At 48.1% G+C, this 17083-nt stretch carries 18 protein-coding genes and 1 tRNA gene; 8 read left to right on the top strand and 11 right to left on the bottom strand.

Going from position 1 to position 17083, the window contains the following annotated elements; genetic code table 11:
* Positions 1-474 (bottom strand): alanyl-tRNA editing protein (locus QGG23_07950; GenBank protein ID MDP6049349.1); only part of this gene is annotated, 474 nt, incomplete at its 3' end.
* A 177-nt stretch (positions 475-651) separates the two neighbouring features.
* On the bottom strand, positions 652-1731 hold the full coding sequence (locus QGG23_07955; protein ID MDP6049350.1) for an NADH:flavin oxidoreductase: 1080 nt from the start codon (positions 1729-1731) through the stop codon (positions 652-654).
* Positions 1732-1957: 226 nt separating this feature from the next.
* On the opposite strand from QGG23_07955, the gene QGG23_07960 reads away from it, so the two are divergent.
* The gene (locus tag QGG23_07960) at positions 1958-2911 is read left to right on the top strand and encodes an LLM class flavin-dependent oxidoreductase (protein ID MDP6049351.1); all 954 of its coding nucleotides are present in this window, start codon (positions 1958-1960) and stop codon (positions 2909-2911) included.
* Positions 2912-2944: 33 nt separating this feature from the next.
* Here QGG23_07960 and QGG23_07965 read toward each other — a convergent pair whose 3' ends face one another.
* From QGG23_07965 to QGG23_07980, 4 genes are all read right to left on the bottom strand, one after another.
* Positions 2945-3376: an HIT family protein gene (locus QGG23_07965; protein MDP6049352.1), complete on the bottom strand. Its 432-nt coding sequence runs from the start codon at positions 3374-3376 to the stop codon at positions 2945-2947.
* Between the two features lie 7 nt (positions 3377-3383).
* Positions 3384-4511: a DUF362 domain-containing protein gene (locus QGG23_07970; protein MDP6049353.1), complete on the bottom strand. Its 1128-nt coding sequence runs from the start codon at positions 4509-4511 to the stop codon at positions 3384-3386.
* A gap of 215 nt (positions 4512-4726) precedes the next feature.
* Positions 4727-5572 (bottom strand): creatininase family protein, encoded by an 846-nt coding sequence (locus QGG23_07975; protein ID MDP6049354.1) that lies wholly within the window; start codon positions 5570-5572, stop codon positions 4727-4729.
* A gap of 221 nt (positions 5573-5793) precedes the next feature.
* Positions 5794-6024: a hypothetical protein gene (locus QGG23_07980; protein ID MDP6049355.1), complete on the bottom strand. Its 231-nt coding sequence runs from the start codon at positions 6022-6024 to the stop codon at positions 5794-5796.
* 227 nt (positions 6025-6251) lie between these two features.
* On the opposite strand from QGG23_07980, the gene QGG23_07985 reads away from it, so the two are divergent.
* The gene (locus tag QGG23_07985) at positions 6252-7457 is read left to right on the top strand and encodes an MFS transporter (protein ID MDP6049356.1); all 1206 of its coding nucleotides are present in this window, start codon (positions 6252-6254) and stop codon (positions 7455-7457) included.
* Positions 7458-7502: 45 nt separating this feature from the next.
* Here the strand turns inward: QGG23_07985 and QGG23_07990 are convergent, their stop codons facing one another.
* Positions 7503-8813 (bottom strand): CapA family protein, encoded by a 1311-nt coding sequence (locus QGG23_07990; protein MDP6049357.1) that lies wholly within the window; start codon positions 8811-8813, stop codon positions 7503-7505.
* A 320-nt stretch (positions 8814-9133) separates the two neighbouring features.
* On the opposite strand from QGG23_07990, the gene QGG23_07995 reads away from it, so the two are divergent.
* Positions 9134-9385: a transcriptional regulator gene (locus QGG23_07995; GenBank protein MDP6049358.1), complete on the top strand. Its 252-nt coding sequence runs from the start codon at positions 9134-9136 to the stop codon at positions 9383-9385.
* A 251-nt stretch (positions 9386-9636) separates the two neighbouring features.
* Here the strand turns inward: QGG23_07995 and QGG23_08000 are convergent, their stop codons facing one another.
* Positions 9637-10329: a PHP domain-containing protein gene (locus QGG23_08000; protein ID MDP6049359.1), complete on the bottom strand. Its 693-nt coding sequence runs from the start codon at positions 10327-10329 to the stop codon at positions 9637-9639.
* A 686-nt stretch (positions 10330-11015) separates the two neighbouring features.
* Here QGG23_08000 and QGG23_08005 point away from each other — a divergent pair.
* Positions 11016-11594, top strand: a complete 579-nt coding sequence (locus QGG23_08005) for a peptidylprolyl isomerase (GenBank protein MDP6049360.1) — start codon at positions 11016-11018, stop codon at positions 11592-11594.
* A 71-nt stretch (positions 11595-11665) separates the two neighbouring features.
* Here the strand turns inward: QGG23_08005 and serS are convergent, their stop codons facing one another.
* Positions 11666-12967 (bottom strand): serine--tRNA ligase, encoded by a 1302-nt coding sequence (gene serS / locus QGG23_08010; GenBank protein ID MDP6049361.1) that lies wholly within the window; start codon positions 12965-12967, stop codon positions 11666-11668.
* An 801-nt stretch (positions 12968-13768) separates the two neighbouring features.
* Positions 13769-14593, bottom strand: coding sequence for an aspartate dehydrogenase (locus QGG23_08015; GenBank protein ID MDP6049362.1), 825 nt, complete (start codon positions 14591-14593; stop codon positions 13769-13771).
* A 281-nt stretch (positions 14594-14874) separates the two neighbouring features.
* On the opposite strand from QGG23_08015, the gene QGG23_08020 reads away from it, so the two are divergent.
* The 3 genes from QGG23_08020 (at position 14875) to QGG23_08030 (ending at position 16439) form a co-directional block, all read left to right on the top strand.
* Complete coding sequence (locus QGG23_08020) at positions 14875-15273, top strand: pyridoxamine 5'-phosphate oxidase family protein (GenBank protein MDP6049363.1); 399 nt, start codon at positions 14875-14877, stop codon at positions 15271-15273.
* A gap of 377 nt (positions 15274-15650) precedes the next feature.
* The gene (locus tag QGG23_08025; GenBank protein ID MDP6049364.1) at positions 15651-15983 is read left to right on the top strand and encodes a hypothetical protein; all 333 of its coding nucleotides are present in this window, start codon (positions 15651-15653) and stop codon (positions 15981-15983) included.
* A gap of 129 nt (positions 15984-16112) precedes the next feature.
* A complete protein-coding gene (locus QGG23_08030; GenBank protein MDP6049365.1) occupies positions 16113-16439 on the top strand; it encodes a hypothetical protein in 327 nt (108 codons plus the stop codon).
* Between the two features lie 5 nt (positions 16440-16444).
* Here the strand turns inward: QGG23_08030 and QGG23_08035 are convergent.
* Positions 16445-16550: transfer RNA gene (locus QGG23_08035), tRNA-Ser, on the bottom strand.
* 90 nt (positions 16551-16640) lie between these two features.
* Between QGG23_08035 and QGG23_08040 the strand changes: the two genes are divergently transcribed.
* Entirely contained in the window at positions 16641-16976 is a 336-nt protein-coding gene (locus tag QGG23_08040) for a DUF2153 family protein (GenBank protein MDP6049366.1), read from the top strand.
* Positions 16977-17083: the final 107 nt, after the last annotated feature.

Here is a 17083-nt window from a genome sequence, read left to right on the forward strand (position 1 = left end):
GGGAAGATCCTCCCCGACAATTGCGTTAAACTCGGCTTTGACCTGTTGAACGGTCTCCTTTTCTAGCTCGGATGGCTTAAAGTCGAGGCGCTCAAGGTCGGAGTAGACCTTTAGGCCGCTTCCCCGCTTTTCGAAGAGACCTGTGAGGAGGTGCTCTCCGCTATGTCGCCTCATGTTCCAGTGTCTTTGTCCCCAGTCTATAATGCCATGGACCTCAGTCCCGACCGGTATGTCCCCGTCCAAATAGTGGTAGACATCCCTTCCCCGTTTCATTACCTTACGGACCAAAGCCTCCCCTCCCAGATAGGTTATCTTACCTGTATCTGAAGGTTGACCACCAGACTTGGGGTAGAAAGCTGTTCTGTCAAGGATGACAAAATTTGGGCCCGCTTTCATAACCCGGGCAGCGAACTCAGTGAGATAACTATCCAAAACATAGAGAAGCTCAGAGGAGCTTACAGGGAGCTTATACATCAAGTTCACCGCGATTAGGGCACACAGGACAAGGGTCAAATAGCAATAAATATTTCCTCATAACTGTTTATCCCAGGGGATATGACCACCGATCACCCCTTTTCCATGAGAAGGAAATGATCAGGTAAGACGGAGCAGCTTCTCAAGCGCGCGGCGACCGAATCGCGCACATTCTAATTAATTCTGATAGCACATTAACATCATCTTACCAGAGGATCCCTGTCTGCTGCATTCGTTGCAGCTGATACAGGTCGCCTCCAGTTGACTTGTCTCAAGGCTCCTGACCAATTCGGGCTCCCTGATGAAGGGTCTACTCATAGAGATCATCTCTGTAATGCCCCTCTCGAGGAGAGCCTCCATACATCTTCTAGTCCTGATCCCGCCCACCAAGCCCATCGGCGTGGGGCTTATTGCTTTATGGATCTTCTCAGCGTGACCGGCAAAGTTTGCCTCGGAGAACCTTGGATCATCAGATTTCCCTCTCGTCAGGCGGAGCTCTCTGACCTGCCCCATGCCTCCCCCGCTTATCTCAATAAGATCCATGCCGCGTTTAGCCATAGCTAAAGCGACCTTGACACTGTCCTCGACAGTGAAGCCATCGGGGCTGAAGTCGTCACAGTTCATCTTGACGAGAACAGGGAAGGAGGGGCCAACCCTATCCCTTATCTCGTCGTAAACCTCGATCAGGAAGCGCATCCGGTTTCTGGGGCTCCCCCCGTACTCATCAGTCCTACCATTGGTGAGTCCTGATAGAAATTGAGAGACTAAATATCCATGAGCCCCATGGATCATTACCCCATCGAATCCAGCGTCCATGGTCCGCTCCGCCGCGTCGCCGAAGGCGTCCACGATCCCGTGTATCTCATCACCCGTCAGGGCCCTTCCCTCCCAGCCCTTTTCCCGATACTCGGAGGGCCCTGCTCTGTCAACGATGCTCTTGTATCCGCCGTGGTTAAGCTGGGTGATGATCTTGCTGCCGTACATGTGGACGACGTCAGTGAGCTCTCCAAGCTTGTTGACGTGGGCTTCGCTGCTGATCCCGGCCATCCCAACGTGTGCCTTTCCTGAGTTCATGACATATGTGTGTCCCTTTATGATGAGGCCGACGCCTCCCTTCGATAGGTTTCCATAGAGCCTGATGATCTCGGGGCGGACGATCCCTCTTTCATCAGACCAATAGGAGGTAGTGGCGGACCTCATGAAGCGATTCCTGATCTCCATAGACCCGAGAATAAAAGGCTTGAACAGGTCGGACATAATTCATTATTATTTTAGAAGGCAAGCTAGATTTAGAAGCTTCGCTAGTGAAAAAGGATGGACATTATCGAACGTATTTGTGTGAGTAAACCTTTTTTCCACGTGGTTTTATCCAGATCCTCTGTGTTTCAGACTTAAGGTCTTGAGAATATCATGGCTAGTATTGAATCAGGATTATAGAGAAGAATATGAAGAGCCATTACAAAAAAAGGGATAGGTTATCACTTTGAAAATTCACCTTGGGATATACATCCCTATGTACGGGGGATGGCTGAGAGGCGTCGACGAGGGGGAGAAAGAAGCCACGTTTAAGTACGCAGCTAAAGCAGCCATCAAAGCCGAAAACATTGGCATCAAATCCATCTGGGTCCCGGATCACCTCCTGAACCCCCTGAAGGGAGAGTCCGCGAACGCTTTAGAAGCCTGGACTACATTAACCGGGTTGGCCGCGCTTACGAGCAAAGTTGAGTTATTCCACACCACTATCTGTCAAGGCTTCAGGTATCCCGCGGTTCTTGCCAAGATGGGGGCTACTATCGACGACCTTTCCGGGGGCAGATTCAGATTTTCACTCGGAGCCGGCTGGTATAAAAGGGAGTTCCAAGCCTATGGGATTCCTTGGGATGACCACGACACAAGGATTGCTAAGTCGAGAGAGCAGATCGAAATCATCAAATCTCTATGGACAACTCCCAAGACGAACTATAAGGGCCAATTTTTCGAAATAACTGATGGAATTGTAGAGCCCAAACCCATACAGAAACCGTACCCCCCCATTTGGTGGGGAGGGGAATCTGAAGACTCTAGGAGGCTAACCGCCGACCTAGCAGATGGATGGCTCATAAACGCATCAACTTTGAAGGCGGCAGGGGAGAAAACCAGGGATATGAACGCGAGGCTCGACGAAAAGGGGAGGAGCCCCATCCAGATCTCAATCCCAGGCCACATATTCATCGGAAAAACCGATGAGGAAGCCCGGAGCAGAGTTGTAAAGCTTACAGGGAATAAAACAAGCCTTGCAAAGTCTATCCTCAATAGGGGTTTCGTGGGGTCTCCGGAGACCATCGTAGATAGGATCCAAAAGCTCTCGGACCTCGGCATCGATTACGTGATCTTCCAAGTGTCCCCCGCCCTAAAGGCATTAGAAGAGATTGAGGAGAGCTTGATCCCTCTCCTATAATCTAGAGTTCGTAAATATAGCTCTGTTCTATATTCAGCCCGAAGTGAAGCTCATAATCCTCTCTGCGATTCGCTCCATTTCAGCCTGGTCCGGCCTCGTGAGACTCGGAGAATGGTCCTGAATTATTCCGCCCTTGTCACCTTTCCCCCTGGGGATTACGTGGATGTGAACATGAGGTACCTCCTGACCACTCGCCTCTCCATTATTTATGCTAATGGTGCTCGCAGGAGCTCCCACAGCCAACTGGATCTGCCTAACAATCATGTGAAGTGTTCTGAAGAGGTAACGAGCGTCCTCCTCGGGGAGATCCTCAACCAAGGATATGTGGGCCTTCGGGATGACTAGGGTATGGCCAGGGCGCAAGGGGTGAATATCAAGGAACGCGAGGGTCTTTTCGTCTTCATAGACCTTGTGAGAAGGGATCTTTCTCTTGATGATTGCGCAAAAGACGCAGCCATAAGACATATTCTATTCACCTCACTTGAGGCGCGCTACTCGCGACCCCTTCCTTGTTAGCTTCTGTCCTTACTACCATAAGTGCTCCGCTAGGGCAGAGCTCGATGCAGCAGAAGCACTGGATGCATTTCTGGTCATGGAACTGGGGGATGCCAGCCATGGTGATAGCGTCTCCAGGGCAGACCTTAGCGCAGGTCCCGCAGCTCGTACACTTATAGGGGTCACACTCAATAGGCATCCTGATGTCTAGGAACATCTGCCCGTCTTGGTGGATCTGAGGCTTCCTAAAGGGCCTCAATACCTCGAAAATGGGCGTACCGACGACCTCAACCTCATCAAGGGAGGATGGCCCCAGACCCCTCTCGGATGCGATGTAGGTAGTCCCCACCTCTAAGGGGTTCCAGGCCATTAACGCAGCCCCAACGAGGTCTACCGCCACTGTATCCCTACCGGCGATGATGACTCCGAGTTCCACGGGATCCCCTGAAGCAGGGCCCTCTCCCTCCATCGCGACTACAGCATCCACTACGTTGAGACAGACCTGCCCCCGGATGGCCTGGTAGATGTCTACGAGAAGGTGACTGAATCTTTCGGAGGAGTTGCCGGTCTGGACGTGATGATGGGCTTTAGTGCCCCCCTGCTGGAGACCAAATAGGTTCTTAACACCGCATGTGAGGGACGTAAGTACATGCGTCTTGAGCTTCGGGACGCTTACAATGCCATCGCACTCTAAGGCAAATTTGGGAAACCAGACCTCCTTCAGTATCTCCCCGTCGGGATTGAGGATCCGGACCGGCTCCTCACGGTCCAGCAAGTTAATCTCAACACCAGACTCATCGCAGAGCTTCCTAATCCCAAGGCCGTCGAAAACTGCTTCCGGCCTAGCATATGAAGACATTGCGGGGCACTCCCCTACGACCGGTTTAGCGCCGGCTTCCTTGATTAACTCCGCTATGGTCATGAAAACACGGGGGTCGGTGGTGGCCCCCTTTTCGGCGCTCTTGACCATAAAGAGGTTTGGCTTGACGAGAAATGACTCCCCAGGCCCAAAGAAGGTTTCTATACCTCCGAGAAGACCGATTGCCTCCCTGACAGCGTCCTCCACGCTCTCTTTGACCTTGACCACCGCAACCCGAGGTTTCATGGATCAAACATCTGTAGAGGTAAAATAAAAAACTGAGGCAGAAAAGCGACGCAAGATATTGGGCCTTCTGGAGTGAGCGCTGCAAACACAACTATTTTAAAGATCAATAGACTCTCGTTGAGAAAAAACTTAAACCAATACAGTCAAGGTATTATTTTGCGGAAAAGTAAATATTAGTTTTTCAAAATTCAAAGGGGAAAGTCAAGGAGATAAAGTTATTTCTTGAAGGCGTTTGGGACGGGTATTGTTTTCCATATTTTGATGAAGTCGACGAAGAAGCTAACGCGCTCCTCGAAACGTATGTTGAATTCCTCCGGGTCTGCATTTCGCGGGTCATTGGTCCCATACACCCCGGTAGATGTAAAATCGATGTTCATCGGTTGCATTGTAGCGTTCCGGACCTGGCTCACGAGTTCAAAATCTTCCCTGTCGGGGTCCATGAACTCGTAGAGCTTCGGGTGCATCTTAAGGGTGGGTGTCCAGTCATCGAGGCGCCACATCTCCACCAGCTCAGGAAAGAGTGAGAGGGCCATAGAAGTCTCCGTGGGCCCAGAGTGGACGTCCCAATATCTCTTCTGTCTATCCGCGTAAATTTTTGCGAGTTTAGTGTTGCTGGGACCATTGGGCTGGGCTACCATGACATTAAAGTATTCCTTGGCGAGGCGAGAGGTGAGGGAGAAGATGTCACTGTTTCCACCGTGGTGGTTGGACATCACAAAACGTTTCACCCCGTGGTCTGCGAGGCACTCTATGGTGTCCATGAACACTGCAAGGAGTGTGTCCTCCTTTAGAGTCACAGTCCCCCTGTAGCCCATGTGGTGGGGGCTGTATCCAGGCCAGCACGGGTTAAAGCAGAGGCTGTTGGTACGCTTAGCTATTTCATAGATAAAGCGGGTAGCCCCGAGGCTGTCCATACCCAGAGGAAGATGAGGACCATGCTGCTCGATGGAGCCCATCCCTAGGATAATTACGGGCTCGGGCTCGTTATCGATCCAGTCCTCGAACGCGGGGCGGGTAAGCTCCCAGAGCCAGAACTTTTTCAATTTACCGTTTTCTGACATAAGTTCACCTAGAAAATAAAGAGATAAGGGGATTTAATGGGTTCGAAATGACTAAGCTAATCTCTTTTCAGAACTTTTTCTGTCATTCTCCCTGTGTGTTCCCCGGCCTATTAGAGGACCTCCCCAATTACTCCTAAAGGGTCAATGTCCACCGAGAAGCTCATCATCGCTCTGGCAGGAACGAAGTCATTGACGTCCAAAATAGTCTTTGGGTCTTAAGATCATGAGAGCCTCTCACATCCCCCAGGAGATGATCCCTCAGTTGTGAAGTCAACGGTCCTTGTAGGGAGGCTTGTCATATTCATCACGGCCTCATGGAGCTCTAGCATATCTTTCTCCCTGATGAAGTGACCTAAGCCCCAGGGGAACATACAGTAGAGCCTTGGAGGAAGGGCAAACATGTGTGCGGTAAGGGACCACTCACGGAAGGGGACTATACAGTCCGAGGCCATGGTGAACTTTGGAACTCAAGGAATATGTCGATAACCTCAGAGCTTTGGTTAATGTTAAAGACGTCAAATTCCCCCTTAAGCTTTCGGAGGCTAGCTTCAGTTATGTTCCAAGAACAGCTTGAAGATCAGGGTCTCTGAGTATTCATCCAGTTTCTCAACGACGTCGGCGTGCGGCGAGGGATAGGGAAACGTAAAATGGTACATGATCCCCATGAGAGTCTCGCTCGGTGATCAATATAGAAGAGAACCAAAAGAGAGGGCTTGCCAGGCTCATGAGCCCTAGCCTGGTCATAATGATCCTTACCCACACGTTAGTCCATGCCGCGGGAAACATGCGCGACACCCTCTTCCCCCTCCTTAAGATGGAGTTCAGCCTCACAAACCAGCAAATTGGCCTCATTGTTGCTATTCCAAGCCTCCTTCAGTTCCTCTTTTCCGTCCCCAGCGGGATCATCTCCGATAGGTTTGGGGCAAAGAAGCTCATTGGGGCGAGCATAGTGATAGCTGCAGCGGGTGCCTTCCTAGGGAGCGTCTCAATGACTCCCCTGATGTTCATTGTCGCCTCCACCCTCCTAACCCTCAACTCCACTCTCTACCATCCCCCAGCCCAAAGCTACGTCTCTGACATTGCGAGCCCCCAGGACCGCTCTAGGGTCCTTGGGATCTGGTTCACCGGGGGTACCACGGGAGTAAGCTTGGGCCCCCTCTCCATCACCATACTTATGGGGGTTCTCGCATTTACCTGGCGACAGATCTACAGCTTCTGGGTCATCCCCATCCTCTTAGGACTCGTAGGTCTCTATTTTCTGAAGCCCCCCACAGAGATGGTGGAGAAGGAAATCAGAAAATCCTGGGAAAATGAAGAGACCGTGGACACCCTCCTCAACTCCAACATGATCCTCCTCCTCATATCGGGTACAGTAAGGCGTTTCGGAGGAGGCCTCTCTGCCGGATTCATGACTATCTGGCTTGCTGAATCCCAAGGATGGAACATCAGCCAGATCGGATTGATGCTAGCAGTCGGCTCCCTCGTCGGCCTTGTCGCAAGCCCCCTCGGGGGGGAGCTCGCCTATCGATACGGGGACAAAAAACTGTTTGGGTTCACCTTATTCGGCTCATACGCATTCTTTGCCCTCGCCTTTTTCCTCAAGGGGTACTGGCCCTTTATGCTCGCCTACATCATCCATAGATTCTTTGGCATCCTCGGCATGCCTGCCAGCATGACCCTCACATCAAAGCTCTCTCCTCCCAAGCAGAGGGGCGTTGGCTTCGCCCTCTCATCCATACCTGAGAATGTAATGAGACCCGTAGCCGCGATACTCGCCGCGGTCATCGCTGACACCTACGGACTCTACCCCATATTCATCACAACCTCAGCGATATACTTCATAGGGCTTGGGATATTCCATTTCGGGGTGCGAATTGAAGAATAGTCCGTTAAGTTCTCCCGCCCGCGCAACAAAGGAGAAATAGAAAGTCTAAACCTTCACGATTCCGATGCCATTCTCTATGTTGATATCTGTCCCGTAAGGCTCAGAAAGTTTCTTTATAATCCCCACTATCTCAACACCCTCCTCATTGTCGACGAACATGGGTCTCCCCCTCTGGCTTCTGGACTTGTCCTGCCCTAGCTCCACAGGGTATAGGGTCAAGCTGTTGAGTCGATCCCCCTCGAATTCCATGAAGGGGATGACACTGATCCAATACTTCCTGTCCTTAGTGAACCACTTGGAGTCTGGCCACCCAGGCCTCTGGGGCGCATTCTGTCGAGCGTCATAAGCCTTTGAGGGTGTCCCTTTGTAGGGATCGAGCTTGTATCTCTCATAAAAGTCAGCAGGCATCTTGAAAACGGTCTCATTCTGGAAGATAAAGTCCCCTAGGCCATAGAAGATGGGCTTGCCGTCCCGGACCTCAATACCCCTCATAGCGTGGTGACCATGGCCGATAAAAGCATGAGCACCCGCGTCGATGACCTCTCGGGCGAAGGTTTCGATGAACTCCGCCGGCTGCTCAAGGTCATGCGGGAGCCCCTCGTGGGCGTGGAGGCTAAAGAGCACCCAGTCTGCCATCCTAGCAGCGTCCCCGATCGACTCAAGGTTCCCTGCCATATCCTCCGCATGAGGCTTTGTATGCATCCCGACATCGTCTCCCACAACGAATTTCTGGCGCAAAAAGATATGAGCTCCATCTGGCTGTACAAGGTCGGATATCCCCAACTCTAACTCGAGCTCCTTGATGGCCTCAAGACTTTCCTCTTTCACAGTCCACCAAGTTTTAAACCTCAAGGGGTTCAGCCCAGGCCTCCCAGAGAGATCCCTCCGGGCATCCCCTGCTCGACCGAAAGAGGCAAATGTCGATGACGCCGAGACAAGCGCAACCCTGCCTTGGGGGTACTCCGCGTATGCGGGCGCCCGAGCCTCGGCGAGGTCCTTTCCGGTGCCGGAATGGAGCACCCCGGCGAGGTTGAGATAGTCCCGAGTACTAAGGAGCCCCCCGTAGAGGTAGTCAAGACTATGATTGTTAGCAGTAGAAAAAATGCTAAAGCCCATCCACATGAGCTCATCGATGATGTGTGGAGGCGCTCGGGTGTAGGTGCCCCCGGACTCAGCTGAGGGCCAGACCCCGTCCTCGTTAGCACCATAATCGTGAAGCAGCATCTCATGGTTGGTGAACGCTATGTCCGCGGACCTGATGAGGCTGACCATATCAAGAAACTCGGGCTCAGAGTGGACGCTCTGTCTCATAGTAATCAAGGAGTCTCCCGTTGCCACTAAGCGGATATTCTTCATTAGGATACTTCCAAATGAAGCATAGACCTTACCTGATAAAATATGCTCGAACTTTTGCGTAGCCCTTAAACGGAGATTGGATCTATCGTGTCATTCTTGTAGAGAGCCCACTTTCAAAAACTCAACTCTAGCCCTACGAAGAAAAGCAAGTGATAAACGATCAGTAGCAAAAGTCTACTTTACGGTTTAGGCTTCAATACTAGAGATTATGAAAGAATTGTACAGGAAATATTGGTGAATGGTCCTGTGTATTAATTTAAGGGGAAAGGTCCAACCATAGAATTATTAAACCTGAACCCCTAGATAAAGTTCGGATAAATATGGCTAATGACCGAGCACTCGGTGGAATAATATTCCTGGGAAGTCTCTTAGGTATCGGGATCTATTGCTGGTTGCTGTTTATATCGCCGTGGGGTGACCTAACTATCAAGGTTTCGGCACTCCTCGCTGTAGGGATGGTCCTCCTCATTATAGCGTGGATCGGGTACACCCTGGCAATGACGCCCCCTCCTATGCCCCTAGAAAATTTTGACGTGGATACAGAAACTAAGGAAGAAGAAGCCTCAAAATAGGATTCTAAAGTAAAGAATTTCTTTGATGGGCCCGGCGAGAAGGGAATAGGATTTATACCACTTTTTTATATAAATCGATACTCAGATAGCTAATGAATTTAACTTTTGCTAGTCAGCCTAAGAAGTTGATGATTGACTCCAGATTAGAACTTGATCGTTTAAAAGAATATAAGGCACGATTCAAACAGACGGGGGTTTCTAGCTAGACATTGCCTCAACACAGAGAGAGTGAAAGCGTCGACCCGCTTGAATTATTGGCTTGGTGAATGTGTTTCTGCAGTGTCACCGGTACTTTTACCCTTTCTCCTGTTCAGAAACGATGATAAATGGACAAACCTGCTAGAATGACGCCCCTGAACGATGGTGTTAATTGGATTCTGCTTTTTCAACTTAACATGAATCTCCTCAAGTGACCCGCAGTCAAAAAGTGTTCGTGCGTTCCCCACCTCACGAATTGTGTGAGCGTCGCTGCCTCCAATCCTATGTAGATTAAGATCTTCCGCTACTTTCTCCGCTTTCTTATTGAATCTAGATAAAACGCACCTAGAGTTAAACACCTCAACGGCGTCTATTCTGGCCTTGAGGCTCTCCCTATCTAGAAGATCTATCTGGGGGGTATCACTGCGGAGACTGTCACAAGGATGGGGGAGCACTACAACTCCGTCCTGACTCTGGATCTCATCGATCGTTTCCCAGAAGCCTTGGCTTTTTATCATTTCATTTAGGAACAGCCCGATGATGGACCCGCGATCGGTGGTCCTCTCGATTCCCTGGATGATCTTGAGACTATCGACATTGGAAAAGCTCCCCCAACCTCTAGTGGTATCATGATCTGTAACAGCTATGCCATCTAGCCTCCTTATCTTGGCTACGTGGATTAACTTGCGCGGATCAATGCAAGCATCAAACGAATATTTAGTGTGGACATGAAAGTCGATTATCAAACTCTGCCGGGTCTCCTCATGAAAACAAGTTTAAAAGGATGGAGATCCTCTTTCGGCTTAAATAGATGGGATCTCCATTCATGCCCAGATCCACCATCACTAATCCAATTCTATAAGAAGCAGCCAGCTATAAGTGCTGAGGCCCCTTAAGAGGGTGTTTATAGCCTATAATCTTGTCTATGTTGAATCTGGCTTTGGAGTGGAATGCTTTACTGGAGAGGGAAAAAGAGATCAAATTGTGACTGGAAAGGTAAATTGTCCTTCATATTAAAAAAAGCGCGTGTGTAACTGTGTTGACCATAAAGATCCTGGTTTATGAAGCCCGTCCTCATATTCTTGAAGAGGATCTAAACACACTTGGATGGTTCGGTGTTGTAAAATAGTGGATCTACCATGTATACACATTCCATCTTAACGCCATCTTCCCTTCACAAGAACCTCAAGATCGGGAGAAACCTCTTTTCTGGGAGGGGCCCCTTTTGTAGGGGGCTCACAAACTTGACCAATCTAAGGGGAGGATATATCAGCTGAGCTAAATGGACAGCTTATTGTAGCTTTTCTAAATGGATCTTTAAAAAAGGGGAAGTTTGCCTTAAAGAAACCCAAAGAATTATCTTCTTTGACCCCCACTCAAGGCATTCATGAAGATTAACAAAAAGACAGTTATCGCCCTTTTTATGATTGTAATGTTCCTTTTCACAATTTTAATATCAATCGGAGACGTGTTAGAAGTGTTACTTAGGGGAAACAAAAGGGGCACAATAGAAGAGGTTGAAGAAACAATAGTAGTAATTGAAACTACGATGGGAAATATTGAGGTAAAGTTAAACGCTGTATCAGCCCCAGAAACAACGGCGAACTTTCTGGATTACGTCAAGTCCGACTTTTATGTAGACACAGTGTTCCACAGGGTGATACCAGGCTTCATGATTCAGGGCGGCGGGTTTATTGCCACAGGTAAACCAAAGATCACGGAGGATCCGATTGAGCTCGAGTCGAATAACGGGCTTAAGAACCTGCGAGGAACAATAGCGATGGCTAGGACCAGTGACCCTAACAGTGCCACGTCCCAGTTTTTCATCAATCTGGTAGATAATGAGTTCCTCGATTATACTTCAACTAATGAGGGGTACGCTGTTTTTGGGGAGGTCGTTGAGGGAATGGAAGTTATGGAAGCTATTGGAAATGTGAAGACGGCTACATCTGGGCTATTTGAGGACTGGCCTGAGGAAGACGTTGTCATACTAGGCGCCTATCTGAAGTAAAACTGAGCGGTCGCCCGCTTTGTTCCAAAGCTGTAATTGAAAAAGGTCTGCGTTCTATTGGCGGAATGTCCTTAAATATGGATAGGATTAATGGTCTCTTCTATAATCTCTAGACCATTCATATAGGGCTTCAGCGCCTTCGGAACCACAACCGACCCGTCTGCCTGCTGATACTGCTCCAGCACAGCAATCATGGTTCTGCTCGTTGCAAGGGCCGTGTTATTCAGAGTATGTACAAACCCAGCAGGGGCTTGCCCCTCCTTATTCCTGTACCGGATATTGAGGCGGCGAGCCTGATAGTCTGTGCAGTTACTGTTACTCCCTGACTCCCGAAACTGCCCGTCTGCCATCCAAATCTCGGTATCATATTTTTTTGCTGCGATGGAACCAAGGTCCCCAGTGCAAACATTGACGATCCTGTAATAGAGCCCCAGACCCTGATATAGCTCCTCGCAGTTCTGCTGGATCTCCTCGTGGATCTCCCAGCTTTGCTCAGGGAGGCTGAAGACGAACTGCTCCACCTTGTTGAACTGATGCACCCTGAAAAGGCCCTTGGTGTACCTGCCGTGGGTCCCAATCTCCTTCCTGAAACAAGGACTCACCCCACAGAACTTTAGGGGTAAGTCCTTAGCGTTCATTACCTCATCCATGAGCATCGAGCCCATTGCATGTTCACTAGTCGCGATAAGATAGAGATCCTCTTTCTCAATCTTATACATTACAGACTCGAAATCAGCGAGATCGGTGATTCCCTCGTATGGTTTCCTCCGGATCATGTAGGGGGGAACGATTAAGGAAAAGCCCTTGTTAAGTAAGTGGCTGATAGCATACTGCATAATAGCGTAGTCAAGGAGCGCTAGCTCGTTCCTTAGGTAGTAAAATCCGGAGCCTGAAACCTTTGCGGCCCGCTCCAAATCGAGGATGCCAAGAGCAGCCGCGATTTCAGCGTGGCTCTTAGGCTCGAAATCGAACTCTGGACGTGTCCCCATCTTCCTGAGCTCGACGTTATCGCTATCGTCAATCCCATATGGCACAGACTTGTGGAGCATATTTGGTAACCGCATCAAGGAAGCCCTGATGTTCTCTCCGTATTGATCCCTCTCGGTCTCAGCGTAGATGATCCGCTTGGGAATCTTAGATGCTTCCTCCCGGAGCGATGAGGAGTCCTCACCTTCCCTAATCTTATCCCCGATCTCAGAGCTGATCTTATTCCTCCGGCTTCTGAGATTATTCACCACGCCAGTTAGCTCCCGCCATTTGGCGTCATCCGTTATTAGTTGGTCTAGTAGTGCTTCCTTTTTATGGTCATGCCTCCGGGCTAAGTTCTCCCTAACAGTCTCGGGGCTTTCTCTAATGAGTCGAATGTCCAACATCCTCTGCACCAAAATAAAATGTGGACAACCCCCTTTTTAGGCATTGTCTAAGGCTATTTCATGACTTTACACAGATAACAGTTATAGACCCAAGTTAACAGGAGGAGCGAAGGTTTTTTGGAATGGCTATTTTGAAGTATCAAATCGGGATGTCTGAAGCAATATGCATGTGGCGTTACTCAATATAGTGCGCTACTTATCATTCCAGCCAGTAAGGGGCATCTGAGGCCTCTAACAAGTAAAATCGGGAAATCACTACATTAGCCTAAGCGCGAGAGGCTCAGGGCCGAACAGTCATTATAAACGTCTTCAGAACATTCACAACTTTTCCTCAGTCCATAGTTAAGGCCACCAAGAGAATTACCCTCGTTTTCATGGGGAAAAGACGTTCCAGCCGAGAAAACTAAACCTAACTAGATCCAAATCGAGGAAGTTGGGGGTTTATATTGGAGGACTTCGACCATTTTAACCCCCAAAAACGACACTATTCACCCTAATTTTACCAAGCACATAGTTATTCAGAAGACCTAGGCAGTCATCAATGACGCGGTGAACTCCAGAGATAAGAAAGCTCAGGAGCTTTGTAATGGTTTAGGGTATCTACGTGTGTTTCAACAGTTTGGATGATTTATCAGGGTTATGACTTTGGTTTCAAGTTATCCAAAGATAGGGAACCTAGGACCAACTGATATTTCAGAAAGAAATAAAGGTGAAGTGGGGCAGCCTAGGGGGGGAGGTTCAGTAGCTCTTGGGTTCAGGGTTTCTGAACCAAGTTGTTACATGTATAAATGTGCGCATGTATCAAGTACCTAACTGGATAGGTTCAGTGATCTTTCTAAGGGTCTGTATAGCTGCCAGCGCTGCAAGGTAACTTGTCTTTGGGTTACCTGGATGAACATGATTCTTTACCAAGGTATTGAGTTCTCCGAAATCCCCTTTCACATGTATATTATGTTGGGTTCTAATCGCTTCTGGATCAGCTATAATCTTCACCATGGTTCTATCCACGCCTAACCCCGCAAGACTAAGGGCAACTGCAACATTAACATTTTTTGGAAACCCACTGATAGCTTCCCTTGCAGTACCTTGAAAGATCACCTTAGAGGTCTTAAATTGACTCAAATCGATCTTATTCTCAACCAAAAAAGGGGCGCCTAAAAGGCTTTTCGGATGTTTAATCGACGTAATCTCAGCAGAGTGTATTGCTTCTACAGAAGCTGCCTTTACGCCATCTAGACCGCAAATAGCCCCGGAGGGCAGGTAGATTTTCACAGTTTTCTCCCTAGCAACGTTTTCCAAGCGAGACAGCAAAACATTGTCACTGAGGGCACCTACGCTCATAATTAGCATGTGCTTCCCCGCTGTCAGTGCTTTCTCGGCAAAGGACTTAACCGCCTCTCGTGAGGCTGCCTCTATCACTAAATCGATACGTTCATCTGTTATGATCTTATTGGGTTCAGTGGTCATAAGAACGTTAGTCATTTGAACCTTTTTGCTGAGAGTATTCAGCTTGCTTTCATCAATATCGCTCACCGCGATCAAAGTTATACCCCCCGCTTTCCCGTCAGATATCGCACGGGCAAGAGTAATGCCAATAGCGCCACACCCGATTAATCCGACATTCAATTCAATCAGCCAACTATATTTAGACCTAAATACCTTCCATTTAACTCACGCGAGGCGCAAGAAACTTTTCCTTAAGGGATCCACGCGCGATCGATTTAACCTTCTTTATATTGTATACATAAATCCCTCAGCGAGAGTATAACGACACTAATTAAGAAAGATAATTTCCTTTTTACGCGTGTGTATTAAAGATCTATTCTATTTGCTGAGAGGTCAGCACGCGCTTGATTTTAATACTGAGGATTAATAAAGCGCTGAACTGCAGATTTTCTTGTTATATCATGACGTTCGCCAATGACAAACTAAGAAACTTTGTAAAGGAGGTCTCAAGGGGTATCGTAGCCACTATCGAAAGCGACGGGCAACCCCACATCTCCGTGAAGAACGGTCGCCTTAGAAGAGATGGTACCCTCGAACTTTGGAACGTATTCGGCGGGGAAACCGTGCTTAACATAGAGGCAAATCCACGAGTCTGCGTCACTTTCACCGACTTTAACGAAGTAAAAGGATATAGATTCAAGGGGCTAGGGAAAATTGAGAGAGAAGGGGAGAGGTTCACGAAGGTCAAAGAGAACCTCGCTAGAGCTAATTGGGTTCTTAGGGCTCTCATCAGGGTCCACGTCAAAGAGGTCACCCTAATATCTCAGAAGCCGGATGAGGTGAATAAGAAAATATTCTAAACCGCACATGTAAACTTGTTTTTACTCAAGGCAACTTACTTCCAAAATAAATAGTGAATCCTTTACTCGTGCGCTCTAGCCAAAACGAGTTCATCTACCAGAAGAGGAACAGTCTATTCTTTTAGCTGGAGAAAAGAATCCTCAAAAGGATATACCCCACTCTTGAATTGTGTTCAACTAGGATATTATAGAGGCCCTAAGATCATTTTTCTAGGGGAAGCGACCTAATTGCAGGATTTAAAAGAACTCAGGGATAGATATCGAATTGTCTGCAAGGCACGGATTTAACCTAGATTAACGTATTCAGGAATCGGTGTCATCCATAATTCAACCTTCCTAAGAAGAATTGATGCAGTTATTAGGGGGTAGGTGATATTATGGTACCAGTTGAGATGACCGAAGAGGAAATTAAGAAGAAAATCTTTGAGAACACTAACTTCAAGTTCGGTACGGCATACGGTGTTTACTCGAAAAAATTTGAACAGTCCAAAAGTGACGAGGTAAAGGAACGCCTGAACGAGCTCATCATTAACCTAAATTCCGATGAGATTACCTACCCACAGTTCTATAATGAAATTTCAAACTTAGATCAGGGTGAGGAAGGCGAACGGCGATATAGGTTCCACAGAACAAAGATCTCAGGATCACGGAAGTTCGCTGCCCGTAAGGCAGAACAAAAATTAGATAGGGTCAAGCGGCACAAAAGATAGGGGCGCAACAGGAATGTCTGGTGGAGATACTACATTAAAATACCTTAGCTGTGATCAATCCAGATCTTCCCTAGGGATCTCGTACCGAACTGTATCAGACTAACAGTATCGAAAAAGGATGGTTAAAAGATGAAAAGATTATCCAATAGAAAATCGATCTTACGGGAGATCCTTATACTCGATAATAAAATTAAGAAAAAAAGAAGGGATCCAAAATACGTCTGGATCAAACATAACATACTTAGCATTGAGTCCAGCAGGTTTGGATCTCAGTTAATCTCTATAGCCTCTCCTAAGGATCCAGACATTATTTTACAGGTTAAGAATAACTCTCAAAAGATGAGGGATATACATTTATGTTATAAAGAGATGCTAACAGAGTTTGATAACGGGGTAAAAGAGTTACTGGTCCATAAGAAAAAGCTCCAAAAACATCTCTTTGCACGCCCTACGTGAGTGAGTGGCGCCGGGAAAGGGATTTGAACCCTTGCGTCCATACGGACACTAGCTTTCCAGGCATGAGCCACCCATAGGTGTTAGCTCCCTACCAGGCTAGGAGATCCCGGCTCAAAAATATAGCTGAATATCCCTGATTTAAGGGTTCCATCCTACACACGTTTATCAAGGACCACCTCAAAGTATCCGCAGTGAAATAAAATGCATCAAAACTGGATACAGAGAAGCGAAGACACCCTCAAACAGCTCCGAAGCCTTAAAGAGAACCCCGAACAGGATAGACTTGAACTAGTACGAGTGATGCGATTCTCCTTTGGGGCCTTGGGCCAAAGCCTCGCAGGATGGATGCAATGGGTAAGCAGCCCTGAGATAATGTCCAGCTTCAAAAAGGATGAGCTTGAAGAGATGACAAAAAAGCTCACAGATATGGTGGAGCAGTTCGTCACTTATGATATCGAGATCACGAGCATCGGCACCCAAAAAGGGCTTGCAAAGCAAAGACAGAACGAGCAAAAAGGAACCCAGTTCGTTATCTAGGCGAGGGCGGATTGTTTATTAATATATTCTAGCCATCCGAGCTAGAAAAGGAGACCGTTCAACAGGTCAAAGCCGAGTTTAACGCAATTGTCGGGGAGGATCTTCCC

This window comes from Candidatus Bathyarchaeota archaeon (assembly GCA_030739585.1).
Classification (GTDB): Archaea; Thermoproteota; Bathyarchaeia; order TCS64; family TCS64.